General features: G+C 60.1%; 25 protein-coding genes. 10 read left to right on the top strand and 15 right to left on the bottom strand.

What is annotated here, in order from left to right:
• Positions 1-21 precede the first annotated feature (21 nt).
• From LAT62_RS02295 to LAT62_RS02280, 4 genes are all read left to right on the top strand, one after another.
• Positions 22-804 (top strand): putative hydro-lyase, encoded by a 783-nt coding sequence (locus LAT62_RS02295; RefSeq protein WP_293378323.1) that lies wholly within the window; start codon positions 22-24, stop codon positions 802-804.
• 76 nt (positions 805-880) lie between these two features.
• Positions 881-1,930, top strand: coding sequence for a TRAP transporter substrate-binding protein (locus tag LAT62_RS02290; RefSeq protein ID WP_293378320.1), 1,050 nt, complete (start codon positions 881-883; stop codon positions 1,928-1,930).
• Between the two features lie 27 nt (positions 1,931-1,957).
• Entirely contained in the window at positions 1,958-2,539 is a 582-nt protein-coding gene (locus LAT62_RS02285; RefSeq protein WP_293378317.1) for a TRAP transporter small permease subunit, read from the top strand.
• A 2-nt stretch (positions 2,540-2,541) separates the two neighbouring features.
• A complete protein-coding gene (locus LAT62_RS02280; protein WP_293378314.1) occupies positions 2,542-3,822 on the top strand; it encodes a TRAP transporter large permease in 1,281 nt (426 codons plus the stop codon).
• A gap of 281 nt (positions 3,823-4,103) precedes the next feature.
• On the opposite strand, the gene LAT62_RS02275 is transcribed toward LAT62_RS02280, so the two are convergent.
• From LAT62_RS02275 to LAT62_RS02255, 5 genes are all read right to left on the bottom strand, one after another.
• Positions 4,104-5,996: a methyl-accepting chemotaxis protein gene (locus tag LAT62_RS02275; RefSeq protein ID WP_293378311.1), complete on the bottom strand. Its 1,893-nt coding sequence runs from the start codon at positions 5,994-5,996 to the stop codon at positions 4,104-4,106.
• A gap of 57 nt (positions 5,997-6,053) precedes the next feature.
• Positions 6,054-6,575, bottom strand: a complete 522-nt coding sequence (locus tag LAT62_RS02270) for a winged helix DNA-binding protein (protein WP_293378308.1) — start codon at positions 6,573-6,575, stop codon at positions 6,054-6,056.
• A 10-nt stretch (positions 6,576-6,585) separates the two neighbouring features.
• Complete coding sequence (locus tag LAT62_RS02265) at positions 6,586-7,890, bottom strand: TRAP transporter large permease subunit (RefSeq protein ID WP_293378305.1); 1,305 nt, start codon at positions 7,888-7,890, stop codon at positions 6,586-6,588.
• Complete coding sequence (locus LAT62_RS02260; RefSeq protein ID WP_293378302.1) at positions 7,890-8,444, bottom strand: TRAP transporter small permease; 555 nt, start codon at positions 8,442-8,444, stop codon at positions 7,890-7,892. The genes LAT62_RS02265 and LAT62_RS02260 overlap by 1 nt, the downstream gene beginning before the upstream one ends.
• An 82-nt stretch (positions 8,445-8,526) precedes the next feature.
• On the bottom strand, positions 8,527-9,507 hold the full coding sequence (locus LAT62_RS02255; protein WP_293378299.1) for a TRAP transporter substrate-binding protein: 981 nt from the start codon (positions 9,505-9,507) through the stop codon (positions 8,527-8,529).
• A 239-nt stretch (positions 9,508-9,746) separates the two neighbouring features.
• On the opposite strand from LAT62_RS02255, the gene LAT62_RS02250 reads away from it, so the two are divergent.
• The 4 genes from LAT62_RS02250 to dctP all read left to right on the top strand — a co-directional run bounded on the left by LAT62_RS02250 (position 9,747) and on the right by dctP (position 13,955).
• Positions 9,747-10,484 carry a 5-oxoprolinase subunit PxpA gene (locus LAT62_RS02250; RefSeq protein WP_293378296.1) on the top strand — a complete coding sequence of 246 codons (738 nt, stop codon included), beginning with the start codon at positions 9,747-9,749 and terminating at the stop codon, positions 10,482-10,484.
• Complete coding sequence (gene pxpB, locus LAT62_RS02245; protein WP_293378293.1) at positions 10,481-11,170, top strand: 5-oxoprolinase subunit PxpB; 690 nt, start codon at positions 10,481-10,483, stop codon at positions 11,168-11,170. Before LAT62_RS02250 ends, pxpB begins: the two co-directional genes overlap by 4 nt.
• The gene (locus tag LAT62_RS02240) at positions 11,167-12,123 is read left to right on the top strand and encodes a biotin-dependent carboxyltransferase family protein (RefSeq protein ID WP_293378290.1); all 957 of its coding nucleotides are present in this window, start codon (positions 11,167-11,169) and stop codon (positions 12,121-12,123) included. The genes pxpB and LAT62_RS02240 overlap by 4 nt, the downstream gene beginning before the upstream one ends.
• A gap of 335 nt (positions 12,124-12,458) precedes the next feature.
• Complete coding sequence (gene dctP, locus LAT62_RS02235) at positions 12,459-13,955, top strand: TRAP transporter substrate-binding protein DctP (protein WP_293378287.1); 1,497 nt, start codon at positions 12,459-12,461, stop codon at positions 13,953-13,955.
• A gap of 16 nt (positions 13,956-13,971) precedes the next feature.
• On the opposite strand, the gene LAT62_RS02230 is transcribed toward dctP, so the two are convergent.
• On the bottom strand, positions 13,972-14,274 hold the full coding sequence (locus LAT62_RS02230; protein WP_293378284.1) for a hypothetical protein: 303 nt from the start codon (positions 14,272-14,274) through the stop codon (positions 13,972-13,974).
• Positions 14,275-14,457: 183 nt separating this feature from the next.
• Here LAT62_RS02230 and LAT62_RS02225 point away from each other — a divergent pair, with 183 nt between their 5' ends.
• Both LAT62_RS02225 and narL read left to right on the top strand, forming a co-directional pair.
• Entirely contained in the window at positions 14,458-15,909 is a 1,452-nt protein-coding gene (locus tag LAT62_RS02225; protein WP_293378282.1) for a histidine kinase, read from the top strand.
• 10 nt (positions 15,910-15,919) lie between these two features.
• A complete protein-coding gene (narL, locus tag LAT62_RS02220) occupies positions 15,920-16,570 on the top strand; it encodes a two-component system response regulator NarL (protein WP_293378279.1) in 651 nt (216 codons plus the stop codon).
• An 18-nt stretch (positions 16,571-16,588) separates the two neighbouring features.
• Here the strand turns inward: narL and LAT62_RS02215 are convergent, their stop codons facing one another.
• From LAT62_RS02215 to rnr, 9 genes are all read right to left on the bottom strand, one after another.
• Positions 16,589-17,200 carry a DNA-binding response regulator gene (locus LAT62_RS02215; RefSeq protein WP_293378276.1) on the bottom strand — a complete coding sequence of 204 codons (612 nt, stop codon included), beginning with the start codon at positions 17,198-17,200 and terminating at the stop codon, positions 16,589-16,591.
• A complete protein-coding gene (locus tag LAT62_RS02210) occupies positions 17,193-18,317 on the bottom strand; it encodes a sensor histidine kinase (RefSeq protein ID WP_293378273.1) in 1,125 nt (374 codons plus the stop codon). Before LAT62_RS02210 ends, LAT62_RS02215 begins: the two co-directional genes overlap by 8 nt.
• Positions 18,318-18,362: 45 nt before the next feature.
• Positions 18,363-19,457: an alanine racemase gene (alr, locus tag LAT62_RS02205; protein WP_293378270.1), complete on the bottom strand. Its 1,095-nt coding sequence runs from the start codon at positions 19,455-19,457 to the stop codon at positions 18,363-18,365.
• Positions 19,454-20,824, bottom strand: a complete 1,371-nt coding sequence (gene dnaB, locus LAT62_RS02200; protein WP_293378268.1) for a replicative DNA helicase — start codon at positions 20,822-20,824, stop codon at positions 19,454-19,456. The genes alr and dnaB overlap by 4 nt, the downstream gene beginning before the upstream one ends.
• A 220-nt stretch (positions 20,825-21,044) precedes the next feature.
• On the bottom strand, positions 21,045-21,494 hold the full coding sequence (rplI, locus tag LAT62_RS02195; protein ID WP_293378265.1) for a 50S ribosomal protein L9: 450 nt from the start codon (positions 21,492-21,494) through the stop codon (positions 21,045-21,047).
• Between the two features lie 66 nt (positions 21,495-21,560).
• Positions 21,561-21,788, bottom strand: coding sequence for a 30S ribosomal protein S18 (gene rpsR / locus LAT62_RS02190; RefSeq protein ID WP_293378262.1), 228 nt, complete (start codon positions 21,786-21,788; stop codon positions 21,561-21,563).
• Positions 21,789-21,814: 26 nt separating this feature from the next.
• The gene (gene rpsF, locus LAT62_RS02185; protein WP_293378260.1) at positions 21,815-22,267 is read right to left on the bottom strand and encodes a 30S ribosomal protein S6; all 453 of its coding nucleotides are present in this window, start codon (positions 22,265-22,267) and stop codon (positions 21,815-21,817) included.
• A 153-nt stretch (positions 22,268-22,420) separates the two neighbouring features.
• A complete protein-coding gene (gene rlmB / locus LAT62_RS02180) occupies positions 22,421-23,191 on the bottom strand; it encodes a 23S rRNA (guanosine(2251)-2'-O)-methyltransferase RlmB (RefSeq protein WP_293378257.1) in 771 nt (256 codons plus the stop codon).
• A 44-nt stretch (positions 23,192-23,235) separates the two neighbouring features.
• Entirely contained in the window at positions 23,236-25,584 is a 2,349-nt protein-coding gene (rnr, locus tag LAT62_RS02175; RefSeq protein WP_293378254.1) for a ribonuclease R, read from the bottom strand.
• Between the last annotated feature and the right edge of the window lie 44 nt (positions 25,585-25,628).

Genomic DNA, 25,628 nt, shown 5'->3' with positions numbered 1-25,628 from the left:
TTCATCTGCGGACGGTAAACCATGCAGCATCTTTCGCCCAGACAGGCCAGGCTCAATGCTCGAGCCAACCAGACGATCGCGACGACCAGTGGCATGAGCCTGGGTTATGCACAAGCCAATATCGTGATTGTGCCGAAAGAGTATGCCCTGGACTTCTATCGCTTCTGCACCCTGCATCCGAAAGCCTGTCCGTTGCTCTATGTGAGCGAGGCCGGAGAAACATCAGCCGCATCGCTGGGTGAAGACATTGATATCAGAACCGACCTGCATGGCTACCACATCATCCGCAACGGAACTGCAGAGCTCGAGAGCAGCAGTATCGCCGACTATTGGCAGGACGACTTTGTCACCTTCTACATCGGCTGCTCGTTCTCGTTTGAAGAAAGCCTGATGTCGCACGGCATCAATATGCCCCATATCACGGCCGGGCAGAATGTACCCATGTATCTGACCGATCGTGAATTGACCCCGGCCGGCGTTTTCTCCGGTCATCTGGTGGTCTCGATGCGTGCACTGGCCAGCCGGGATGTCGTCAAGGCGGTCCAGATCACTTCCAGCATGCATCGCGTGCATGGCGCTCCGGTGCATATCGGAGATCCGACCCAGATCGGCATCCACAACCTGGAGGCACCGGAATTCGGTGATCCGCCTGCGCTGACAGACGGCATGTTGCCCACATTCTGGGCCTGCGGGGTTACCACCCAGCAGGCCATCTACAACTCGAAAATTCCGATAGCGATTACTCACGCACCGGGGAAAATGCTGGTTACCGACATCGTGAATGCGGACCTGCACTTCTCCTGACGACCCGGCCCGGAGGTGACCGCGATTGATTGACCACCGGGCTCTATAACCTAAAAAACAACGAGAGGACTACACCATGAAAACCAGAACTGCACTTCGCACAGGGCTGATAGCCGGCCTGATGGCCGCTACCGCGTCGGTCAACGCCAATGAACTCAGCGTGGTCGGTAGCTGGAGCGGTCTCGAACTGCACCGGGTATTCGAGAACCCCTACTGGTCTGAAGTATTGCCGGAAGCCAGTGGCGGTGGACTCACAGTCAGTCTCACAACACATGATCAGATGGGCCTTGACGGCGCGGATGTCTACAACATGCTGTCCGAGGGGCTTTACGACGTAGGCATGACGGTCATGAACTACGCCGTGCAGGACGCCCCGGAAATGGAGGCACTGGATCTGCCGATGATTTCACTGGATGTCGAAACCGCCCGCAGTCTGACCGAAGCCTACATGCCCATTGCCGACATCGGCATGGAGCGGCGCTATGATGCCAAGGTACTGGCCATTGTGCCCTACCCGCAGCAGATCGTGTTCTGCCGCGATTCTGTAGACGGCCTGGAAGATCTGGCAGGACGGAACATCCGTGCCAGCGGACGCACCACGGCAGAGTTTCTGGACGGCGTGGGTGCCAACAGCCTCAACATAGACTTCGGTGAAGTACCCGGTGCACTCAGCCGCGGCGTGATCGATTGTGCCGTTACCGGCTCCATGTCCGGTTACAGCTCGGCCTGGTATGAAATGGCGTCGTATCTCTACACCTTGCCCGCCGGTGGCTGGGACTATGTGGTCACGGCCATTCGCAATGACACCTGGAACAACCTGAGCGCAGAACAGCAGGACATCCTGCAGTCCACCATTCAGACCGAGTTCACGGACAAGGTTTGGGCGAATGCCGTGGTGGATACCCAGCGCGGTGTCGCCTGTCTTACCGGTCAGGGCGGCGAATGTAATGCCGGCGATGCGCAGAATATGGTACTGGTAGAACCATCCGAAGCGGATCTGGAGCGCTCCATGGAGATTCTTCAGGAGATCGTACTGCCCAACTGGGCGCGGCGCGTCGATCAGGACATCGTCGATATGTGGAACGACGCCATTGGTTCGCAACTGGACCTGACGGCCTCCCGTTAATACTCCTTCGGGAGAGGAGATACATCCATGTTAGCTCTGGCCAACAACCTGCTTGAAAGACTGTCGCAGTATGCCAGAGCCACTTCCCGGGTGATTGCATGGTTACTGGGGGCAATGCTCCTGGTAACCATCTTTTTCATCGTCGCCGAGGTGGCTACCCGCAAGCTGTTTGGTTTTTCCTTCCGCTTTGTTCATGAGTATTCCGGCTACATGCTGGCGATATTCACGTCCTGGGGCCTGGCTCATACCTTGTTCGAAAAGGCGCATATCCGGATCGACATCGCTTACACGAAAGCACCGATGCCGATGCGCAGAGCGCTCGACCTGCTGGCGATCGCAGCCATGGCAGGCGCCGGCCTGGCCATTGCCTGGTTTGCCTGGTCGGTACTGGGGCGGTCACTGGCCAACCAGTCGACCTCGAACACCTCCCTGTCGACCCCCATGTGGATACCCCACATGATCTGGTTTGCCGGTTATGTCTGGTTCTCACTGGTGTGTGTGGTGCTGGTGCTGCGCGCCGTCATTGCCCTGCTGGCGCGCGACATGAGCGCCTTTGACGAGCATTTCTCTGCCCATGGCAGCGAAACCACCGAGATAGAGGGCCTCTGATCATGCTGTATTATCTGTCTATTGGCATCCTGGTCCTGTTGCTGCTGAGTATTCCGGTGGCGGTCACGCTGCTGATACTGGCGCTCGGTCTGGACCTGTTTTTCTCCAATTTCCCGCTGACCCGCGCCCTGGGCCAGACCTTCTGGTCTTCGGCCAACTCCTTCCTCTTGCTGGCCATCCCGCTGTTTGTGCTGATGGGCCAGTTGATTGTCAAAAGCGGCATTGCCCACCGTGCATATGAAGCCCTCGACAACTGGTTGTCCTGGCTGCCCGGTGGCCTGCTGCACTCCAATGTGCTGACGTCCACCCTGTTCTCCGCCACTTCCGGTTCCTCGGTGGCCACCGCCGCCACCATTTCCACCGTGGCACTGCCGCAGCAAAGAGCTTTGAAATACGACCCGAGGCTCTTTGTCGGCACGATCGCCGCCGGTGGCACCCTGGGCATCATCATTCCGCCCTCGGTCAATCTGATTGTCTACGGGTTTCTGACCGAAACATCGATACCACGACTGTTCATGGCGGGCTTGATACCGGGCCTGCTGATGGCCGGGCTGTTCGTCGTGGCCTCTGCGCTGATCTGCTGGTACAAACCCGAACTCGGCGGGCCCAAGCGCACGGCCACCTGGGGGCAGCGCTTCTTCAGTCTGCTCCACCTGCTGCCGCTGCTGTTCCTGTTCGTGGTCATCATCGGCTCCATCTATGCCGGACTGGCCACGCCCTCGGAGTCGGCAGCCGTTGGTGTGATCGGTGCCCTGGTCCTGGCCGCCTGCTACCGCAAGCTCACCTGGAGCAATCTGCTGTCGGCGCTGGATGGCACCATCAAGACCACTACCATGATCCTGTTCATCATCATGGCGGCGTCTTTCCTGAACTTTGCCATGAGCGCCTCCGGGCTGTCGCAACAGTTGGTGGGGCTGATCAATGCCTATGACCTGACCGACTTCCAGTTGCTGCTGTTCATTCTGCTGCTGTTCATCATTCTGGGCTTCTTCATCGAGACCCTGTCACTGATGGTGATCATGATTCCGATTGTGACGCCCATCCTGTTTGCGGTCGGGTTCGACCCGGTGTGGTTCGGCATCCTGATGATCATCTTCGTGGAGCTGGCGCTGATTACGCCGCCGGTGGGCCTCAACCTCTACATTGTGCAGGCCGCCCGCAAGGGTGAACCCTTCAATGATGTGCTGGTGGGGGTCATTCCCTACATCATCGTCATGCTGCTGATGGCCGCGCTGCTGATCGCCTACCCGCAGATTGCGCTCTGGCTGCCCGACAGACTCTGACGCCAACCTTTCTCGCCTTGCCTGGCTGCCGGTGCACTCTCCGGTCAGCCGGGTTTTTTTGTGTCAGCCGCAAAGCGAAACGGGAAAGCCATGGCTTTCCCGTTTTGTGGTCAACAGTATGGTGCTGAGACTGGCTTACGGTGGTTGTCTATCGGCCAAGCCATTCATCGCCTTCGTCAAAGGCTGACAGGCGATTGAGTGTGCCGCCGCCAGCGCTGGTAAAGCACCCCGGCATAGACGGTGCCACCCTCCACCGCCAGGGCATTAACGGCGCGGTGGCCCTATTCAGCCAGGCGAAAGCCGCTCATTCGCAGGTCCAGTTCTTTGACCTGTCCGGTGATGGTGCGCGAGCGCTCACTGATCAGGCTGATGGCCGAGGAATCCCGCTCCAGGCGCTGGGCAATGTCATCCATGTCGCGGCTCATGTGACGCGCTGTCGCTGCCACGTCACGCACGGATTCCGCCATTTCGGTCGATGCCCGGGAGCTTGCCCGGGCGTGCGCTTCGATGGCACTGATGGCGTCACCGGCGGTCTTGCCTTGGCTCTCCAGTTGGTGCAACTGTTCCAGGCTGTCGCTCATGGCGCCGATCACGGACTGGGTTGATTTCTGGATGGCCAGCACGTCCTGCTCTATGCGCCCGGTGGCGTTCACGGTGCGTTCTGCCAGGGTTCTGACCTCATCGGCCACCACGGAAAACCCGCGCCCGGCATCGCCGGCGCGGGCGGCTTCGATGGCGGCATTGAGCGCCAGCAGATTGGTCTGTTCGGCCAGCCCGTTGATGGTTTCGACCACCGAGTCGATGCTGCGCGACAGGTCACCCAGTTGATCCAGTTCCTGGCCGGTTTCGGTCACCCGTTGCAGGGTGTCGGTCAGTCTTGCCAGCAATTCGCGAATGGTGCTGCCGCCGGTTTCAGCGGCGCCGTGTGTTTCTTCCGACTGGCGGCTCAGGTCCTGGGTGTTTTCCGCAATGCGTTCGATGGTGGTGGAGATTTCTTCGGTGGCGGCGGCCAGCGACACCGTCTGCTCGCTGATGGAATTGTTGCTGGTGGCGATCTCGGCAATGGTGCTGTCGAGTTCGCCCATCATGGCGCGGGTCTCGCGACTGACTTTCGACACATCGCCTACCACCTGGCCCAGCCCTTCGGTCATGCTGTTGACGCTCCCGCTCAGGGCATCAAACTCATCATTGCGCCGCTGGTCCACGGGCAGCCTGGCCGTCAGGTCTCCGGACCGGACCACCTGCAGGTCTGCCATGATCTGCTTGAGGGTGCGGTCCACGGTCAGCCCGGTGCCCACCATCAACCCGATCACTGCCAGCAGAATGCCCACACTCATGCCGCCCAGCATGACTCTGGCCTGCTGGCCGGAACGCTGGGCCTCGCGCTGCGCGGTATCCACGCGGGCATTGACGTATTCCGACACCTGCCGGCGGGTCTCATCGAAGGACTGGTAGGCGGCTCGAAACTCGTCCTGCCGGCTGGCAAGCTGATCAGCCACCTGGCCGTATTCATCCACCGAGGTCCGATAGGCCTCGACCTGGTCGCCCACCCGGTCGACCAGATTGAGGCTTTCCACCCGCTCTTCCAGTTGTTCGAACCGCTCTTCAAACAGCGCCAGATTGACCTGGGTCGGCTCGAACAGATAGCTGCGCTCCGCTTCGCGAACACCGACCACGGCCTGCCGCACCACAGCCAGGAAAGACACGGCGTCCAGCAACTCGCTGCCCTGCCGGTCGATTTCTCCGCGCAGACCGGAGCCGGAGGTGAACCCGGCCCGTTGCTGCACGGCCAGCATCAGTTGCAGGCGCTCGCGATACTGGTCCAGTTGCCCGGCGAGGGTCTCCAGCAGGGCTTCTCCCTGCGCACTGTCCATCGCATCACCGGCGCGCACCAACTGATCGCGAAAGGCGGCAGACCCCTCTTCCAGATCAAGCAGAAAAGGGCCGACGCTGACATCATTCAGTGTACGAACCTCTTCCGCCCACCCCATCAGGGTGAGCGCCAACTGGTCCAGTTCGGTATTGACCGACGACAGTGTCTGGTAGGTACGGTTGGCCTGTTCCTGATGCTGCACACCGGAAAAGGCCACCACGGACAGCCCGACCAGGCCGGCTACGACTACAATCAGCAGCAGGACCAGGCGGACTCTGAATTTGAGACGGGACAACAACATGGCGACATACTCCGTAATGCTTCACGAAGCAGCGCCATGCCAGCCACCCGGAGGCGGCTACAGAGACGCCGCTGCCCGGGAAGCCTGATCATAGAGCCCCGACAGAGTGCGCAGTGTGGATGCGATCTCGGTCAGGGTCTCTCGTTCAAGATTGAGTTGCTTCAATGAGTTGACGAGGCAGCGCTCCCGGTTTTCCTTGTACCGTGTGCAGAACGCCTGCCCTTCGTCACTCGTCGAATAGAAAATCTCCTTGCCCTTCTTTTTGCCAGTGACCAGACCCAGCTTGACCAGTTTCTTCACCGAGTAATTGACCGTGTGGGTGTCTTCGACATTGAGCACAAAGCAGATGTCGGCCACCCGTTTGGCCCTGTCCCGATGATTGATATTGTGCACCACCAGCACATCGAGCGGCGCCAGAGCGTCCACCCCACTGGCTTTGGCGCAGTGCATCATCCAGCGATTGAACGCGTTGTTGGCGATGATCAGTCCGAACTCGTACTCGCTGAGCGCCCCACCTTTTTCCGATACCAGGTGGGACGAGGAGACGATGGGGACGGGTGGCGCATCATTGGGGGTCATGCTGAAGCTCCTATCGTGACATTTGCGCGGGCAGCGCCGTCACGATCTCCGGAAACAGAGAGACCAGCACGATGGCCAGACCAATCAGCAGGAAGAAGGGCAGCGCCGCCCGGGCGACATAGAGAATGTTTTTCCCGGTCAGAGATTGCAGCACAAACAGATTGAACCCGACAGGCGGGGTTATCTGGGCCATCTCGACGACCAACACAATGTATATGCCGAACCAGAGCAAATCAATGCCGGCCGCAGCTACCATGGGCAGCATGATGGACGTGGTCAGCAGCACCACGGAAATGCCGTCCAGGAAGCAGCCGAGAATGATGAACAGTATGGTCAGATAGACCAGCAACATCATCGGCGACAGCTCCAGCGCATCAATCATGCCCACCAGCATCCGCGGTATGCCCAGAAAGGCCATGGTCACAGTCAGGAAGTGGGCGGCCACCAGAATAAGTGCGATCATGCAGGAGGTGCGAACGGCGCCCATCAGGCTGTCAAAGAAGGTCTGTCGGTTCAGACCGCCGGACAGAAACGCCAGTATCAGGGCGCCGGTAACGCCGACTGCCGCCGCTTCCGTGGTGGTGGCGAAACCGCCGTAGATGGACCCGAGTACGAACCCGATCAGACCCAGCACCGGCAACAGGTAGCGCAGGGCCACCAAACGCTCTTTCCAACTGAAGCGCAGGTCATGGCCCGGCTCAACCTCTTCCTTGTTGAGCAAGGACCAGATTATGGTGTAGGCCATGAACAGCACAATCAGCAGCAGGCCCGGCACCGCACCGGCAATGAAGAGTCTGGCGATGCTCACTTCGGCGGCAACACCATAGACGATCAGAATGATGCTGGGGGGTATCAGAAAGCCCAGGGTGCCCGAGCCGGCCAGGGTGGCAATGGACATCTTCTCGCTGTAGCCGCGCTCGCGCAGTTCCGGCAGCGTCATCTTGCCCACGGTGGCGGCTGTGGCCGCAGAAGAGCCGGACACGGCGGCAAACAGACCGCAGCTCAATATGTTGACGTGCAACAGCTTGCCCGGCAAGGCACTGAGCCAGGGGGTCAGACCCTTGAAAAGGTCAGAAGCCAGACGGGTACGAAACAGAATCTCCCCCATCCAGATAAACAGCGGCAGTGCGGCGAGCGACCAGCTTGTGGAGCTGCTCCAGGCACTGGACGCAAAGATCAGCCCATAGGTTTCCGAGCCGTACATGATGATGCCCACCAGGGCGACCGTCATCAGGGACATGGACACCCAGAAGCCGAAGGCCAGCAGTGACAGCATCAGCACGGCCAGAATGATTGCAATGGTAATACTGTCCATCAGCGGTCTCCTGACTGTGTCGGGCTGTCCTTGAGAATTTCCTCGAGTTCTTCCATCTCGTCATCCTGTCCGTGATAGGTCGGCTTGCCGGTGCGGATGGTATGAATCAGTTCATCCAGCATGGCGATATTGAATATGACGGCACCCACGGCAACGGGAATCTGCACAATCCAGATGTCGACCGAGATATAGCCCCGGCTGCGTTCATTGAACACATAGCTTTCCCAGACCATGTGTACCAGCCACCAGGCCATGAAGGTCGCCAGCGCCAGGCCCAATACCAGCACGGCGACCTCCTGGCCATGACGGGCCCGGCCGCGCAGGTTTCGAATCAGGATATTGACCCGGATATGCCCCCCGCTGCGCAGGGTGTAGGCCAGCGCCATGAAACTGGAAGCGCCCAGGAACCAGCCGGAAAAATCTTCAGTGGAAGGCACCATGATGCCGAACCAGCGACCCACTATCTGGGCCATGATCAGAACAACAATAGCGACTATGAAGAGACCGGCCAGAAAGCCTGCCCCGGTGTAGAGCAGATCAAGACTTCTACGCATAATTGACTCCATGACAGGGCATAAAACCCGACAGTGCCGGGTTTTATGCCTGCCGATACATCCGCATCAGCGGAGACTGGGGTTACTCGTTGAAGAACGTCTCCAACAGGTCCTGACCCACTTCTCCGGCATCGGCAGCCCATTGCGCGGCCATTTCCTGACCGATCTCTTCCAGCGCCGAGCGCAGCTCTGCTGTCGGCTCACTGACCGTCATGCCCTCGTCACGCAGACGGTTGGTGGCATCTTCGGTTTCCTGGATACCCTTTTCCCAGCCGCGCGCTTCAGCCTGTGCAGCAATCTCCAGCACGGCCGCCTGATGCTCTTCACTCAGGCTGTTGAAGGCCCGCTCATTGACGAAGACCATGTTCTTGGGAATCCACGCCTGTACATCGGTGTAGTGATCAACAAAATCCCACGCCTGGCTGGACACACCGGTAGCCGGCGACGTGACCATGGCATTGATCATGCCTGTTGAAAACGCCTGGGGAATTTCGGGCTCTTGCACCGTGGTCGGTGCGGCCTGAAACTGCACCGCCAGCTCAGTGGTCATCGGTGAGTAGGACCGCATGCGAATACCACGCAGGTCGTCGATATCAGCAATGGGTTCACGGGTATAGAACCCCTGAGGCGGCCAGGGCACGGCAAACAGCAGGCGCATGCCTTCACCCGCCAGGTGTTCTTCTACGGCTGGACGGGTGACTTCCCACAGACGCTCGGACGAGTCCCAGTCACTGGCCAGGAAGGGAATGTTGTCGATTTCAAAGATCGGGTTGGAGTTACCCAGGTTGGCCATCAGAATCTCGCCTGCCTGCGCCTGTCCGGTACGCACGGCCCGGTGGATTTCACCCTGCGGGAAGAGTGAAGCACCCGAGTGCACGGTAATGTCCAGTTCGCCATCGGTGGCTTCACGCACATCATCGGCAAACTGGCGGATGTTGATGGTGTGGTGAACGCCGTCGCCATAGCCTGTGGCCAGGTCCCAGCGTGTCTGTGCCTGGCTGGTGGTTGCCAACCCGGCACTCAGAAGGACTGCGGTAGTGACCGCTGCAATACTCTTTTTCATTTCTCTCTCGCCTCGCATTCATGAGTAGGTATTTTTTTTTGTCTGCGTGATTGCACTCATTTTTTTGTATCACGCTCTTTAAAAGTATAATATGTGGATCAGTTGTCAACTATTCATTAACGTTTTGTCGACAAATTAAAGCAAGCAAGAGACAGGCCAATGTCGATGTCTGCATCAACGGCCAGTCGGAAAACAGAATCTGTTACTGTAGCGCCCCCGGTGCTTTGTGGAGGTCAATAATGAAGCTGAACTGTGATCTTGGTGAGAGTTTTGGTGCCTGGACAATGGGTATGGACGAGGCTGTCATGCCCTTGATCAATCAGGCCAATATCGCCTGCGGGTTCCACGCTTCCGACCCGGTGACCATGAATCGGACACTGGCGCTGGCGGTCAAATATGACGTTGAAATCGGCGCCCATCCCGCCTATCCGGACCTGGTGGGCTTCGGTCGGCGCTCCATGAAATGCACCAACGAAGAGCTTCAGGCACTCATCTGGTACCAGATTGGTGCGCTGGATGGCGTTGCCCGGGCGCACGGCGTGCAGGTCAGCTATGTAAAGCCCCATGGTGCACTGAACAATGACATGATGCGCTCCGAGGAGCAGCTCGCCACCATCATGAAAGCCGTTTCCGCCTACGGCAATGGCCTGCGTCTGATGATTCCGGTAACCAACAACTGGCAGCAGCATCGCAAAATGGCGGCGGAACTCGATCTGGAGCTGATTCTGGAAGCCTTTGCTGACCGGGCCTACGACCAGAATGGCCTGCTGGTGCCACGCAGCGAAGCCGGAGCGGTACACCACGACAGTGATCGCATTGTCGCCCAGGCCACCATTCTGGCCGAGAAAGGAGGGCTCTACTCCATCGACGGCCAGTGGTTGCAACTGCCGGCCGAGTCACTCTGTGTACATGGTGACAACCCCGAGTCCGTGCAGGCGGTCGCCGACATCAAGGCAGCATTGGAGTCCTGCGCATGAAGATACAGCCTGTATCAGAGGATGCAGTACTGATTCAGTTTGGCGAGGAGATCAGCGAAGCGCACATCCCGTTCATTGTGACCATGGAGCGGATGGTCGAAGAGCGGCTGGGTAATGCTCTGGTGGACCTGGTGCCTTCCTATACCACACTGCTGGTGATCTATGATCTTGATCGGGCAGATCATCGGCAGATCACTCGCCTGCTGCGGGAGATCGGTCAGGAACTGGAGGCTCACCTGAGTGACGCGCCGACAGGTCGAACTGTGACCATACCCGTCTGGTATGACCCCTCTGTGGGGTTCGACCTGGAAGCACTGGCCGAGCGCAACAGCCTGTCGGTGGAGGATGTCATCCACTACCACACCGGCAAGCCTTATCAGGTGTTTGCCATCGGCTTCAACCCGGGCTTTGCCTTTCTGGGCCGCGTTGACCGGCGGATAGCCTCGCCCCGCCACAAGTCGCCGCGCGATGCCGTGCCGCCGGGCAGCGTCGGTATAGCCGATGTACAAACCGCCATCTACCCGCGGCAGTCACCGGGTGGCTGGCAGATTATCGGCCGGACACCCCAGGCCATGTTCGACCCCGATCAGGACCCGGCACACGCCTCCCTGCTGCAGGTGGGTGACGAAGTGAGCTTCCGCGCGGTGGATCGGGAAACCTTTCTGGAACTGGGAGGTGTCCTGTGAGTGTGCTGCGCATCAACAAGCCGGGCTGGTTTTCGGTGATTCAGGACAGCGGTCGCCGCGGCGCCCAGCGCAGTGGCCTCACAGAGGGTGGCGCAGCGGATGAACACGCCTACCGCTGGGCCAACAAGCTGCTCGACAATCCGATGAACGCCGCCTGTGTTGAAGTGCTGATGGGCAACTTTTCTGCCACCCTGACCGATGATGCCCTGATTGCGGTCACCGGGGCCGACCTGGACTTCCGCATCAATGATCAGCCGGCCGATAACTGGTCGACACATTTTCTTCAGGGTGGAGACAGAATTGCCTTTACCGGCCCTCGCAACGGGATGCGGGCCTATCTCGGTGTGGCCGGCGGCTGGTTGACACCCACCTGTTTCGGCAGCCGCTCAGTGGTGGTGCGCGAAGGGCTGGGGGGGTTCAATGGCGGGCCTCTGGTCGCTGACGACCGCCTGCCCTTCAAACCCGCTGAGCGGCAACACAAGAGGCAGCTGGCACCGCGCTATATTCCCGACTATTCGCGACCACTGACCCTGAAAGTGGTACCGGGCTATCAGTGTCTGCAATTCGGGGCCACCGACCGCCGGCGGTTCACTACCGGTGAGTACGAGGTGTCCCAGCGAATTGATCGCATGGGCTATCGTCTTGAAGGCCCACGGATTGTGCCCGAGAATTCCGGAGTCATCTCGGAGGGTATTGCTCTGGGTGCGATTCAGGTACCCCGGGACGGACAGCCCATTGTGCTGCTGCGCGATCGCCAGACCATTGGCGGCTACCCCAAGATTGGCTGTGTGACCTCTCTGGGCTGCAGTCAGCTGAGCCAGCGTGGCCCGGGAACCATGGTCCGGTTTGAATTCATCAATCTTGAACAGGCACAGTCGGAGCGACTGGTGTTCAATCGTTTCTTCGCTGCCAGCCAATGGCACCCTGCCGGCCAGACCGTCGTCTGGCCCTGATGCAAGAAAAAAACCCATGGCCTTTCGGCCATGGGTGAATCCTGGATAACTTCAGCAAATCCCTTTATTCGGGCGGAGCAACGCCGATTTTCTGTCTGCCGAGGGCCAATGACCTTCACGCAGAGGGCTTTGCCCTATCCAGGCAAAACTGACAACAAGGAAACGCAATCACTGATCAGGGCGTCGGGCACTTGTCCAAGGACCCGCCTGCCAGCAACCACAACAATACAATAAGCATTTATATTACTTTTATCAACTTTTCGTTGACGTTTAGTTATTGATTGCCATACTTGAATAGAGACCCTGGCATTCCGATATGTGTTGAGGAGCCCGCCATGACCTGTTCTGTTCGCCGTATTCTTGCCTTCAGTGGCCTGCTGTGTGCTATCGCACCCGGATTGGCCGCTCAGGACCACCAATGGACTCTTGTCTCCCCCTACTGGGAGGGCGTGTTCCAGACTCGCAACCTGCAGGCCTTCGCCGACGATGTCGCCAACGCCAGTGACGGACGCATCCAGATCACTGTGGAACCAGGCGCCCAGCGCTTCAGCCAGCGCGAAATACCGCGCGCCGTGCGCACAGGACGGGCAGAGATGGGAGAAATCCTGATGGGGACGCTGGTGCAGAGCGATCCGATTTATGCTCTCGACAATCTGCCGTTCATTGCCACGGACCTTGACGCCGCGCGCACCCTCTGGGACACCTCACGGCCGGTCATCGACCTCAGTCTGGATCACCGCGACGGCATGGTGCTGCTGTATGCGGTGCCCTGGCCACCGCAGAGCCTCTATACCCGCGAGCCGGTCAACAGCCTGGAGGATCTGGCGGGTGTGCGCATGCGCACCTATTCGCCAACCACGGCCCGCCTGGCCGAACTGATGGGCGCCACGCCGGTCAATATCGAGACTGCCGACCTGGAGCCGGCACTGGCCGCTGGCACTATAGATGCGATGATCACGTCGCCCACCACTGGTGTCAGTTCCGAGATCTGGCGGTATCTTGACCACTACACCGATGTACAAGCCTGGATTCCCAAGAACATAGTCATGATGAACAAGCGGTTGTTTCTCGACCTGGACCCCGAAGACCGCACACTGATCATGGAGGCGGCAGCAACCGCTGAACGTCGGGGCTGGCAACTGTCCGAGGAGACCACGCGGGAAGACACCCAGAGTCTGGCCGATGCCGGCATGACGCTGCACGAGCCCGGAGCCGAACTGACGGCGGAACTGGAAGCGATCGGTATTGCCATGGCGGCCGAGTGGGTCAGCCGGGCCGGCGCCTCGGTCGAGGATACATTGAATCAGTACCTGCTGCAGACGCAGGAGAATCCGAGTCGGGAATTGTCCGGCACTCTGGCAGGCCACCTTGAACCCGGCCCCGAGGGCGACACCCTGATTGATCAGGAGCACGGCCTTGAGTGGGCCCGCTGCAGCCTGGGCCAGCAATGGAACGGCAATGCCTGCAGCGGCCGACCCCTGCGGCGTAATCTGAGCGGCACCGAAGAGGCCATTGCCACCCTGAATGGCCAGAGCAATGGCAGCGGCGACTGGCGGCTGCCCAGCATTGAAGAGCTGGGCACGCTGGTGCGCTGCACGTCCAACTCACCGGGAAACTGGCACATCGACGCCGGCCCCTGTCAGGGCAACTTCTCTGTACCCACGGTGCAGGACGGCTTCGAGACACTGGTATCCAGTTGGTACTGGAGTGCCTCGGAGGTCGATGACAACCCGGCGGAACACCATGGGCTCTATTTCCGGGCCGGTCATGTCTTTCCGTTGGGTACCTATGGCTATCGGCACTATGCCCTGCCGGTGCGGTCATTGCCGTAGCGTACGGGCAGATCCTTCAGGCCGGTTCGTATTGAACCTCGACGTCGACCGAACGGACCAGAACACCCAGGTGCTGCTCGAGTCTGAGCTGCAGCGCCTTCGCCAGCGGCACAACATGAGCCTGATAGCTCAGTGTGGCCAGGCCCGGCACATCGCCCGTGATGTCCTGCCGCAAATGCTCTTTCGGGGTTCGATAGCCCGATTCCAGATGCGCGCGCAGATAGATTCTGTAACGCAATCCGGTATCCGGAACGCGACTCGAAGGCGCAGAGGAATGCACCTGATTTCGTGTCAGATAATGGTGGTTGAGTGTTTCCATCGGTCAGCTTGCCTCTCCGTTTCGGAAATGGACAGGCCGATCAAGAAGCACAGGAGGGGATACAAATAAGAACACCAGCAAGCGCTTTAGCGTCATTTGTATACCGCCAGCAAGTTGCTCTTAAATCAGCGGTTTAGGGGTGCAAGATTAGCAAAACCTGCACGACTGGACAAGCCACGCCTTTTGATCAAACATGCCTTTCACATTCTTTTCCCGCAGCCCGGTCTGCAGACGCTCTTGAACAACACCCTGCTTCGACATCCCATTGCCTTCAGCCTGGTCGCCGGTCTGGCCATCCTGGCTGCGCTGGCGTTCGCCAGCATGGCGGCGACGCTCTGGCTGGCGGCCAGCATCGAGGGCGACGCCAGGGCCATCAACGAGGCAGGCGCTCTGCGCATGAGCACCTACCGAATGCTGGCCACCGAGCAGGACCAGCGTCTGGCCGGCAGTGCCGACCGGGAACAACAGCAGGACAGTGCTTACTGGCGTGAAGACTTCCGGCAACGACTGAACAGCGACGGCCTGCTGTCGGCGCTACCAGACAGCAGCGGCCATCCCGTCAATCAGGCATTTCAGCAGGTCCTCATGGCCTGGGAACAGTCACCGCTGGCAGATGACCGCGTTTCGACCCCGGAAGACGCCGGGAAATTGGTCGATGACATAGATGCCTTTGTGCTGGCACTCGAGTCTCACAGCGACAGCAAACTGGCTCTGATCCGCGTGACCCTGTGGGGCTTTGCGACGCTGGCTGCTCTGGCCGTGGTCATGCTGGGTGTCTGGCTCTGGCGTCAGGTGATCCGGCCGCTGAACACACTGACCGAACAGGCAACTGCGCTCGAAAAAACACAGCTGCATGTGCGCAGCAGACTGAAGGGTCGCCATGAACTGGCCATGCTCAGTCACAGTCTCGACCAGATGGCAGCCGAACTGGAGTCAGTCTATGCCGATATGCAGGCCCAGATTGACGAGCGCACCCAGACGCTGGTCCAGGAAAGGGCCAGCAGCGCCTTGCAGGAAGAACGTTCCGTGATTGCACGAGAACTGCACGACTCGCTGGCGCAGGCTCTGACCTACCAGAAAATGCAACTGGCGCTGCTGCAGGCCCATCTGGAGCAGCAGCTACCGGGCGATTCGATATGGCGCGAGTCCATCGGCACCCTGCGCAGCAATGTGAACGAGGGGTATCGCAAGCTGCGCGAACTCCTGTCCACCTTTCGCCTGCAACTGAACTATACCTCACTGGACGAAGCGCTGGCCGCCACGGTGCGGGAGTTCCAACCCAATACGCGCACCCGGCTTGAGATCAACGGTCGATTCGGGGCACTGCGCCTGGCGCCGCAGCACGAAATCCATGTGCTGCACATCATGCGCGAAGCGCTGACCAATGTGATCAAGCATGCGGCGGCCTCACAGGCCAGTGTCACCATTGAACGCTCAGGCCGGCAGGTGTCCGTCAGCATTGCCGATGATGGCGTCGGGCTGGCCAGCAGCCAGGCCATCGAGGATGGCTTTGGCCACCTGGGCCTGCGTATACTGTATGAACGGGCCGCACAGCTGCAGGGGGATCTGACCATTCAGTCCGACGCAGACCGCCATGGCACAGAGGTCCGGTTACGCTTCATGGCACAGGAGTAGAAGCACTATCATGACAACCGCTGCCGATATTATTGCCGATGTTCTTATCGTGGATGACCACCCGCTGCTGCGCTCCGGTCTGGAACAGATCATGGCACTGCGACCACAGCTTCGCCTGGTAGGTACGGCGGGTACCGGAGAGCTTGCCTTGCAGGAAGCCGAACGACTCGAACCCGACCTTATCCTGCTGGACCTGAATCTGCCGGACATGCATGGACTGAAAGTACTGCAATCGCTGCGTGCCAGCGGCTCGGATGCTCGCGTCGTCATATTCACGGTGTCGGACGACCAGGGCGACATAGCGGCAGCCATGCGCATGGGCGCCGATGGTTATCTGCTCAAGGATACCGAACCGGAGGACCTGATCGCCGCACTCGACAGCGCGGTTCGTGGCCAGACCACGCTGAGCCCCCGGGTTCGTGACTATGTGCTGGAGCGCGTGCCGGTTGATGACGTGTCACGCCAGATGGAGAATCTCACGCCGCGTGAAAGAGCGGTACTGGAACTGATTGCGCAGGGGCTGAGCAACAAGCTGATCGCCCAGGAGCTGGAAATTGCGGAAGGGACGGTCAAGGTCCATGTAAAACGTCTGCTGGCCAAGCTGGGCATGCGCTCCAGAGTGGAAGCGGCGCTCTGGCTGGCCCGTCACGTCGGCTACTGACCCGAACCGCCGGCGGGGTCAGAGAAAGCCCTGGTCGCGGGCGATGCGGGCGGCCTCCACCCGATTGCGCGCGTTCAGCTTGCTGATGGCTTCACTGAGGTAATTGCGTACCGTACCTTCGGAGCGGTGGACACGCTGCGCAATCATCTCTGTGGTCAAGCCCTCCGCGGCCAGGCGCAATACTTCCCTCTCCCGCTCACTCAGCGGGTTGTTTCCCCCGCGCGCAGCGGCAGCCAGTTCCGGGTCAATCACCTTTTCGCCCAGACACATGCGCCGGATGGCACTGGCCAGATCGTTGGCCGAGGTGTCCTTGAGCAGATAACCCTGTACACCGGCATCCAGCGCCTGGCGCAGATAGCCCTTGCGGGCAAAGGTGGTAATGATGCCGATCACCAGGTCAGGCTGAGCGGCCCGCAGGCGGCGCGCCAGTTCCAGCCCCCCCATGCCGGGCATTTCGATGTCGGTCAGCACCACATCGACCGGTTGAGAGGCGAGCAACTGGAGCGCCTGTTCCGCATCAGAGGCCTGACCCACCACGACAAAGTCATCTTCCATATTCAGCAGGGTCGCCAGAGCACCCAGAATCAGGGTCTGGTCTTCCACCAGTATCAGTCGCTTGGGCTCACTCATAGTCACCCTCCTGCAGGGGCAGCACCATTTGCAGGCGCGTGCCGGGTTTCAGATCCTGCCAGGTCGCCAGACCACCGACTGCCCGGGCACGGGCCTGTATGCCATGCATGCCATTACCGGGGCTGCCGCCCCGCCGGCCCTGACCATTGTCATCCAGACGCAGGGTCATTGCCGACCGGTCACGAACCAGCGACAGATCAACCTCGGTGGCATGGGCATGGCGCACAATATTGGTCACCCCTTCACGCAATACGGCCGCCAGAGTTGATTCCAGGCGCGCCGGCACGGCATCGGTGGTCACCGGGCGAAAATGAATGCCTGCCGATGACAGCAGACTGCGTGCAGCATTGATTTCCAGCGCAATACCGCCTTCATGGTAGCCACTGACCGTGGCCCGCACCTGCTGCAGGCTGTCGCGAGCCAGTTTTTCTATTTCGCGTACCTCGTTGGCCGCCTGCTCGGGTCGATCCGCCATCAGTCTGTTGGCCAGCTCTGCCTTGATCCGAATGCCTGACAGTGTATGTCCCAGCAGATCATGCAGATCACGTGCAATTCGCTCGCGCTCTGCCGTTCGGGCCAGGTGCTCGGCTTCGTCCTGTGACTTGAGCAGCGCTTTCTGCTGGTCCATATAGCGTGTCCAGAAGAAGTCCCCCGCACAGCGGATCAGCACCAGCAACAGGATAATGGCCAGAAACAGCCCATCGAACAGCAGTGCATCCATCCACCAGGCCTGCAGGGCAACCCCAAAGGCCAGCAACGTCTGAACCAGCAGAGACAACCACAGTCGACCATGCTTCAGCTCGAACCCGGGGCTGAAAAGAAAGATGATACTGGCCTGACTGAACGGCAATGTGAGATAGCAGAGGCTGGCTACAGCGCTCATGTAGACATAGACGCCCCAGTCCGCATGCCAGTAGCCACGGAACACCAGACCGGTGAATACCAGAGACACCAGCAGCGCCACCAGAATCCGCTCCGGCGCCAGGCCGGGCCATAGCATGCCCAGCCAGAACACCGACAGATAAAACAGAATACCGTACACCACCAACCGGTCTTCCGGCAGCGGATGCTCGGTGGGTAGCCAGCGGCGGTAATGCCAAAGGGGGAAATCTTTCATACTCGGGATTGTGTCACGCTGACCGGGAAGCAACAGTGAACTTTGTCACGACTGCACTGTCCGGGTTTCGGAATAGCCGACCTCGCCGCGCACGGACAATCGGGCCAGCAGTTCATAGCCGATGGTACCGCTGGCCTGTGCCACCTCATCCACCGGCACCTGCTCGCCCCAGAGCTCGACCGGGTCGCCCAGCGCAGCCTCAGGTACCGAGGTGACATCCACGGTCAGCATATCCATCGACACGCGTCCGGCCAGCGTCACCGGCTGCCCGCGCACCGCGGCGGGCGTGCCATTGGGAGCATGGCGCGGATAACCATCGGCATAGCCCATGGCCACGGTGGCAAGGCGCATCGGTTTTTCAACCTTGAAAGCCCCGCCATAGCCGACCGCCTCACCCGGCTGCAGGTCACGCAGCGCAATGATGGGGGCGGTCAGGGTCATGCCGGCGCGCAGCCCCAGTTCAGCCGCGCTGCGACCGGGTGCCGGAGTGGCGCCATACAGCATGATTCCGGGGCGTACCCAGTCGCCCTGGCGCCCCGGCCAGAACAGGACGCCGGCGGAGTTGGCGAGGCTGGTGGCACAGCCCGGAAGAGTTGCGTTGTTCAGGAGTTCGGCCTGCGTGATGGTCATGTCATGTTCAGGGTCATCAGCGCGGGCGAAATGGGTCATGGTCGCGACCTGTTCCACTTGCGACAAGGACTGCAACTGTCGAATCAGGTCGGGGGCCTGGTCCGGCATCACGCCAAGACGGTGCATACCGGTGTCGATCTTGAGCCAGACCCGCACCGGTGCAGGTACCTGACAGGCCGCCAGCCAGGCGATTTGCTCCGGATGGTGCAGCACCAGTTCCAGATTCCGGGCCAGCGCCTGCTCTGTCTGAGTCGCCGATACCGTACCCTCCAGAAGCATGACAGGGCCGCTCAAGCCGGCTTCCCGAAGACACAGAGCCTCGTCCAGAGTGGCCACGGCCAATCCGTCAGACAACGGCGCCAGCGTGCGTGCCACCGGCACCAGACCATGGCCATAGGCATTCGCCTTGACCACGGCCCAAACCCGGCTGTCGGGTGCATGGGCCTGTGCCGTGCGCAGGTTGTGGCGCAGGTTGTCCAGATGCACCGTGACACATGTGCCCCGACTCATTCCGCACCCTCTGAGCCGCTCATCTGATAATCCGGGGACAGGTTCTCGAAGCGCGTATATTCGCCGATGAAGGACAGATAGCAGGTGCCGATCGGACCGTTACGCTGCTTGCCGATGATGATCTCGGACACATTCTGGTCGGGTGTGTCGGGGTTGTACACCACGTCACGATAGATGAAGGCGATGATGTCCGCGTCCTGCTCGATGGCGCCCGATTCGCGCAGATCCGAGTTGACCGGCCGCTTGTTGGGGCGCTGCTCCAGACTCCGGTTGAGCTGCGACAGGGCCACCACCGGGCAGTCGAATTCCTTGGCCATGCCCTTGAGCGAGCGACTGATCTCGGAAATCTCGTTGGTCCGCCCTTCGCTGAAGCCCTTGATCGACATCAATTGCAGATAATCCACCATGATCACTGCCGGCCGACCGTGCTCGCGCACCAGTCGACGTGTGCGGGCCCGCATTTCGGAGGGTGAAATGCCGGGGGTATCATCTATGAACAGCGGCCGGTCGTGAATCTTGTTGACGGCATTGGTCAGGCGTTGCCAGTCATCCTGCTGCAGGCTGCCGGTGCGCACCCGGGTCTGGTTGATACGCCCGAGCGACGACAGCATCCGCTGGGCCAGTTGTTCGGCGGGCATTTCGAGCGAAAAGACAATCACCGGCTCGTCACTGTACATGAGGCCGGCTTCCACCAGGTTCATGGCAAAAGCCGTTTTGCCCATGGAAGGACGGGCGGCCACGATCACCAGATCACCGCGCTGCAGGCCGGAGGTCATGTCATCCAGCTTTTCAAAGCCGGTACTGAGACCGGTGAGATTGCCTTCCAGCCCGGACAGTTCATCAATGCGCTGCAGGGTGCGCTTGAGGATGGACTTCAGGTCCTGCGGGCCGCCCTCGCTGGGGCGATCTTCCGCGATGGAGAATACCGCGCGCTCTGCCTCATCCACCAGTTCTTCTGCCGAACGCCCTTCCGGTTCATAGGCACTGCTCTGAATCCGGCCGGCGACTTCGATCAGGCGGCGCAGCAGGGCGCGCTCACGAACAATGCTGGCATAGGCTTCCAGGTGCCCGACCCCGGAGGCATTTTCCACCAGTTCGGTCAGATAGATGACATCCCCGGCTATCTCGAGGTCCCCGGACTGCTCCAGGGCCTCGGTCAGAGTAATGACGTCGATTGGCTGTTGCACTTCAACCTGACGGGCCATGGTCTGATAGATGGCGCGATGCTCAGGGCGATAGAAGTCGTCGGCCTGTACCTTTTCTGCCACCGTATCCCAGCGGCTGTTGTCCAGCATCAGCGCGCCGAGCAGACTTTGCTCGGCTTCCAGGGAGTGCGGCGGTGTTTTCAGCAGGAGGTCTTCAGTCATTGGGCAACTGCGTCTGATTGTTCCGTGGCATAGTCTGAGCGCCTTATCATACACCTGAAATGAAGCCGGAGGCAGACCCCGGCGAGGAGCAACTTGTTACTGAACCGGACAGTGGCAGCAGAATCCGCCGCTCTGACAGGCGTAAAAAAACCCCCTGCGGTTGCCCGCAGGGGGTTGCTGCACTCACCGGTACAACGGGTGTGCGGGTATCGGTGAAGTCTTACTCTTCCGGTACAACAATAACCGTGACTGAGGCCAGCACTTCGGGGTGCAGCTGCAGGTCAATTTCGTACTCACCGGTCTGGCGCAACGGGCCAGCCGGCAACTTGACTTCACTCTTGTTCACTTCCACGCCGGCAGACGAAATGACGTCGGCCAGATCACGAGTACCAATGGAGCCGAACAGCTTGCCTTCATCACCAGCGCGCACGGCGATGGTCAGTTCCAGGTCGGCCAGCTGCGCAGCACGTGCTTCGGCAGTCGTCAGGCGTGTCTTGGCTTCCGCTTCAAGCTCCGCGCGGCGGGCTTCAAACGTTTCCAGATTGTCCTTGGTTGCCGGTACCGCCTTGCCCTGCGGAATCAGGTAATTGCGGCCATAACCGGCCTTCACGTTGACCTTGTCACCCAGGTCACCGATTTTGCCTACTTTATCGAGCAGGATAACTTCCATCTTGAATTCCTCTACTGTCGGGAGGCCGCATCGAAGGCCTCCTGGATCTCTACAATACCGGGCTGCTTACTCGTGGCGATCAGAGTACGGCAGCAGGGCCAGATAACGCGCCCGCTTGATGGCAGTGCCCAACTGACGCTGGTAACGTGCGCGGGTGCCGGTAATACGGCTGGGTACAATCTTGCCGGATTCTGTGACATAGCCTTTCAGCGTATCCACATCTTTGTAGTCAATCTCGGTAACGCCTTCGGCAGTAAAGCGGCAGAACTTACGGCGACGAAAAAAACGGGCCATGATATTTGCTCCTGATCAGATCTGAATTAGGCTTCGCTGGTGTTCTCGGACTGCTCGGTCTCGGCGGAATCATCTGCCTCGTCTTCGCTGTCCTGATCATCCCGCGCGGCAGACTCGTCACGCGCCGGCTTGTCGTATGCCTTGCGCGCTTCCTTGGCTTCCACTTCCTTCATCATTGGAGACGCTTCAGTGACCGCCTCCTTGCAACGCGTTACCAGATTGCGGATAACGGCATCGTTGAAGCGGAAGGTCGACTTCAGATCTTCAATCGTTTCGTCGTCGCATTCGACGTTAAGCAGCACATAGTGTGCCTTGTGCACCTTCTGGATAGAATAGGCCAGCTGTCGACGGCCCCAGTCTTCCTGACGGTGAATCTTGCCACCTTTCTCGGTGACCGTGGAGGTGTAGCGCTCCACCATCGCGGGAACCTGTTCGCTCTGGTCCGGATGGAAAAGCAACACAATCTCGTAATGACGCATGTTCGCTCCTTTCGGGTTATCAACCTTCCTGCGGCCCGGCCCGAGGTAAGGTAAGGAGAACTCGGAAGTTCATAATCAGGGTGCTGGTGAACCCAGCTACCGGGGCGCGCGAGTGTACCTCAGCACGACCGGCAGGGCAAGAGGCGAAGGGCTTCAGGCAGGTTTTATGGCTGTACGCTGACGGACCGCCTCGAACAGGCAAATGCCAGTGGCTACCGAGACATTCACACTACTGACCTGGCCTTGCATGGGCAAATGGACCAACTGATCACAGTGCTCTCGCGTCAGGCGACGCATACCCGCGCCTTCTGCACCCATGACCAGTGCAACCGGTCCGGTCAGGTCGGCCTGATACAGGCTGGCGTCCGCCTCACCAGCCGTACCGACGATCCAGACCCCGGCCTCCTGCAGCCCGCGTAAAACCCGAGCCAGATTGGTGACCTGAATCAGGGGGACGGATTCGGCAGCACCACTGGCCACCTTGACGACCGTCGCCGTCAGGCCGGCGGACCGTTTGCGCGGCACCACGACGGCGTGGACGCCGGCGGCATCAGCGACTCTGAGACAGGCGCCGAGATTGTGCGGATCGGTCACGCCATCGAGCACCAGCAGCAGCGGTGCCGTAGACGATTCCAGCAAGGGCCAGAGGTCCTGTTCATCCAACGGCACGATGGCCTGCACCAATGCCAGCACACCCTGATGACGCAGATCACCCAGACCCAGCTTCTGTACCCGTTGCTGAAAGGCCTTGCTGCCAAGCTTCTCGAAAGGCACACCCGCATGGCGGGCGGCATCCAGAATACTCTCGAGTCTGCGATCATGACGTTCGCCATTGACCATAACCTGGCGCAGCCGTTCCGGCCGCTCACTCAACGCCGCCTGAACCGCATGTAGCCCGGCAATGGCTTCCGAATCGTCTGACATGATGTGACTCCTCTGCTCCCTTTAATGCTGCCCCGGAGGGCAGATCAATAGGGTCGTCTGCGGCTCTTGCGCGCCCGCTTCTTGCGGGTGCGCCCTTCACCGGGCAGCGGCGCGTCATCATCCGCCTGCTTGGGCTTTTTCTCGGGCACCAGCTCGAAGTCGATCTTGCGATCGTCGAGCGAGACGCGCACAACCCGCACCTGTACCGGATCGCCCAGGCGGTGAACCACCCGGGTGCGCTCGCCGACCAGGCGCTGACGCGCCGCATCGAACACATAATAGTCGCGCGACAGGGCGGTGACATGGATCAGACCGTCAATCCAGTATTCTTCCAGCTGTACAAACAGGCCGAAGCCCAGTACCGACGTGATCTTGCCATTGAAGACGTCACCGATGTGATCCTGCATGAATTCGCACTTCAGCCAGGCCAGCACATCCCGCGTGGCATCGTCGGCCCGTCGCTCACAGTGCGAACAGTGCTCGCCCAGCGCGTTCATGCGACCCTCGTCGTAGGGATAATAGGTGGCCAGATTCTCTTTCGCCATGCCGCGCGGGCGCTTCACACTGGCACCGCGTCGGCCGCTGCGGATCAGGGCCCTGATCGCCCGGTGCACCAGCAGATCGGGGTAGCGCCGGATCGGTGAAGTGAAATGGGCATAGGCGTCATACGCCAGGCCAAAGTGGCCCAGGTTGTCCGGCTGGTAGACGGCCTGAGACAGGCTGCGCAGAATCATCCCCTGAATGGCCTCACGGTCCTGGCGCCCCTGAATCTGATTCATCAGATGGCGATAGTCTTCGGGTTCCGGGTCATCGCCACCAGGCAATACCAGCCCCAGTTCGCCCAGATAGCCGCGCAGCGCCTCCAGCTTTTCTATTGTCGGGCCGTCATGGACCCGATACAGGGCAGGCAGCTCCGAAGCCTCCAACAGGTCGCCAGTGCAGGTGTTGGCCGCCAGCATGCATTCTTCGATGATGCGGTGGGCATCATTGCGTTGATAGGGCACGATCTTTTCGATTTTCTTGTCCGCGCCGAACACGATGCGCGGCTCGATGGTCTCGATGTCCATAGCTCCGCGCACAGCACGTGCCTTGCGGAACACCTTGTGCATCTGCACCAGATGCTTGAGTGTGCGTTCAACCTTCTGTTCATCCATCACCACCTGGTCGCGCACGGCTTCCCGGCTGCCCTGCATCCACTGCCACACCTGTTCATAGGTCAGGCGCGCATGGCTGTGAATAACGGCTTCATAGAACTGGTAATCATCAACCTCACCATTGCGGCCTATGTTCATCTCACAGACCATGACCAGTCTGTCGACGGCCGGGTTCAGCGAGCACAGCCCATTGGAGAGCTTCTCCGGCAACATCGGCACCACCCGCTCCGGGAAGTAGACCGAGGTGGCGCGCCGCTCGGCTTCCTGGTCAAGCGGTGTACCCGGCCGGATATAGTGGCTGACATCAGCAATGGCTACCCAGAGCCGCCAGCCACCGCTGACCTTGCGACTGGCGCAGAGAGCGTCATCGAAATCGCGGGCGTCGGCGCCGTCTATCGTGACAAAGGGTCGGTCACGCAGGTCAAAGCGGTTGTCCAGATCCTTTTCCTGCACTTCATCAGGAATCGAGCGCAGTTGCGCGTCGATGTCATCCGGCCATTCCCAGGGAATATCATGACTGCGCAGGGCAATGTCGATTTCCATGCCGGGCGCCATTGAGCGTCCCAGCACTTCGATGACCTCGCCGACCGGCTGCCGGCGGCTGTCGGGCTGGATGGTGATCTTGACGGTCACGATATCACCGGCACTGGCACCAGCAGACTTGCCCTCGGGCACCAGTACATCATGCGCTACACGCGGATTTTCCGGGATCACATAGGCCACCCCGGATTCACTGTGATAGCGCCCCACGACCTGTGCCGTGTTGCGCTCGAGCACTTCAACGATTTTGCCTTCCGGTCGGCCGCGCTGGCTGGTATCCAGGCGCCGGGCAAGTACCCGGTCGCCGTGGAAACAGGTCTTCATCTGGCGATGTGACAAGGCCAGAGCCTCTCCGCCGTCGTCCGGAATAAGCAGCCCATGACCATCAGGGTGACCTTGCACACGGCCACGGATCAGGCTCATGCGATCGACTAGGGCATAAGCGCCCTGACGCGAGCACAGCACCTGACCGTCGCGGGTCATGGCGATCAGCCGCCGGCGCAGACCTTCGATTTCTTCCTCTGACTGCAGGTCCAGTTCAACGACCAGTTCAGCATGTGTCGCAGGCCCCTGGCGCTCGGCCAGATATTGCAGCAGAAATTCCCGACTGGGCACCGGCGTCTCGTATTTGCCGGCTTCGCGCTCCAGAAAGGGATCCTGTTGTGGTGCATCCTGCTTGCGGTTGTTCTTCCTACTCAAAAATGACTCCTCTCGCGCGCCTCGCCGGCCCGGGGACTGAGCGG

Source organism: Natronospirillum sp. (genome assembly GCF_022565775.1).
Taxonomy (GTDB): Bacteria; Pseudomonadota; Gammaproteobacteria; order Pseudomonadales; family Natronospirillaceae; genus Natronospirillum.
The sequence above is the reverse complement of the archived record's forward strand: the minus strand, read 5'-3'. Positions and strand labels throughout refer to the sequence as shown.

What these genes read in the sequence shown, in the direction of transcription:
- LAT62_RS02295 (WP_293378323.1), top strand. Translation starts at nt 22, where the DNA reads ATGCAGCATCTTTCGCCCAGACAGGCCAGGCTCAATGCTCGAGCCAAC.
- LAT62_RS02290 (WP_293378320.1), top strand. Translation starts at nt 881, where the DNA reads ATGAAAACCAGAACTGCACTTCGCACAGGGCTGATAGCCGGCCTGATG.
- LAT62_RS02285 (WP_293378317.1), top strand. Translation starts at nt 1,958, where the DNA reads ATGTTAGCTCTGGCCAACAACCTGCTTGAAAGACTGTCGCAGTATGCC.
- LAT62_RS02280 (WP_293378314.1), top strand. Translation starts at nt 2,542, where the DNA reads ATGCTGTATTATCTGTCTATTGGCATCCTGGTCCTGTTGCTGCTGAGT.
- LAT62_RS02275 (WP_293378311.1), bottom strand. Translation starts at nt 5,996, where the DNA reads ATGTTGTTGTCCCGTCTCAAATTCAGAGTCCGCCTGGTCCTGCTGCTG.
- LAT62_RS02270 (WP_293378308.1), bottom strand. Translation starts at nt 6,575, where the DNA reads ATGACCCCCAATGATGCGCCACCCGTCCCCATCGTCTCCTCGTCCCAC.
- LAT62_RS02265 (WP_293378305.1), bottom strand. Translation starts at nt 7,890, where the DNA reads ATGGACAGTATTACCATTGCAATCATTCTGGCCGTGCTGATGCTGTCA.
- LAT62_RS02260 (WP_293378302.1), bottom strand. Translation starts at nt 8,444, where the DNA reads ATGCGTAGAAGTCTTGATCTGCTCTACACCGGGGCAGGCTTTCTGGCC.
- LAT62_RS02255 (WP_293378299.1), bottom strand. Translation starts at nt 9,507, where the DNA reads ATGAAAAAGAGTATTGCAGCGGTCACTACCGCAGTCCTTCTGAGTGCC.
- LAT62_RS02250 (WP_293378296.1), top strand. Translation starts at nt 9,747, where the DNA reads ATGAAGCTGAACTGTGATCTTGGTGAGAGTTTTGGTGCCTGGACAATG.
- pxpB (WP_293378293.1), top strand. Translation starts at nt 10,481, where the DNA reads ATGAAGATACAGCCTGTATCAGAGGATGCAGTACTGATTCAGTTTGGC.
- dctP (WP_293378287.1), top strand. Translation starts at nt 12,459, where the DNA reads ATGACCTGTTCTGTTCGCCGTATTCTTGCCTTCAGTGGCCTGCTGTGT.
- LAT62_RS02230 (WP_293378284.1), bottom strand. Translation starts at nt 14,274, where the DNA reads ATGGAAACACTCAACCACCATTATCTGACACGAAATCAGGTGCATTCC.
- narL (WP_293378279.1), top strand. Translation starts at nt 15,920, where the DNA reads ATGACAACCGCTGCCGATATTATTGCCGATGTTCTTATCGTGGATGAC.
- LAT62_RS02215 (WP_293378276.1), bottom strand. Translation starts at nt 17,200, where the DNA reads ATGAGTGAGCCCAAGCGACTGATACTGGTGGAAGACCAGACCCTGATT.
- LAT62_RS02210 (WP_293378273.1), bottom strand. Translation starts at nt 18,317, where the DNA reads ATGAAAGATTTCCCCCTTTGGCATTACCGCCGCTGGCTACCCACCGAG.
- alr (WP_293378270.1), bottom strand. Translation starts at nt 19,457, where the DNA reads ATGAGTCGGGGCACATGTGTCACGGTGCATCTGGACAACCTGCGCCAC.
- dnaB (WP_293378268.1), bottom strand. Translation starts at nt 20,824, where the DNA reads ATGACTGAAGACCTCCTGCTGAAAACACCGCCGCACTCCCTGGAAGCC.
- rplI (WP_293378265.1), bottom strand. Translation starts at nt 21,494, where the DNA reads ATGGAAGTTATCCTGCTCGATAAAGTAGGCAAAATCGGTGACCTGGGT.
- rpsR (WP_293378262.1), bottom strand. Translation starts at nt 21,788, where the DNA reads ATGGCCCGTTTTTTTCGTCGCCGTAAGTTCTGCCGCTTTACTGCCGAA.
- rpsF (WP_293378260.1), bottom strand. Translation starts at nt 22,267, where the DNA reads ATGCGTCATTACGAGATTGTGTTGCTTTTCCATCCGGACCAGAGCGAA.
- rlmB (WP_293378257.1), bottom strand. Translation starts at nt 23,191, where the DNA reads ATGTCAGACGATTCGGAAGCCATTGCCGGGCTACATGCGGTTCAGGCG.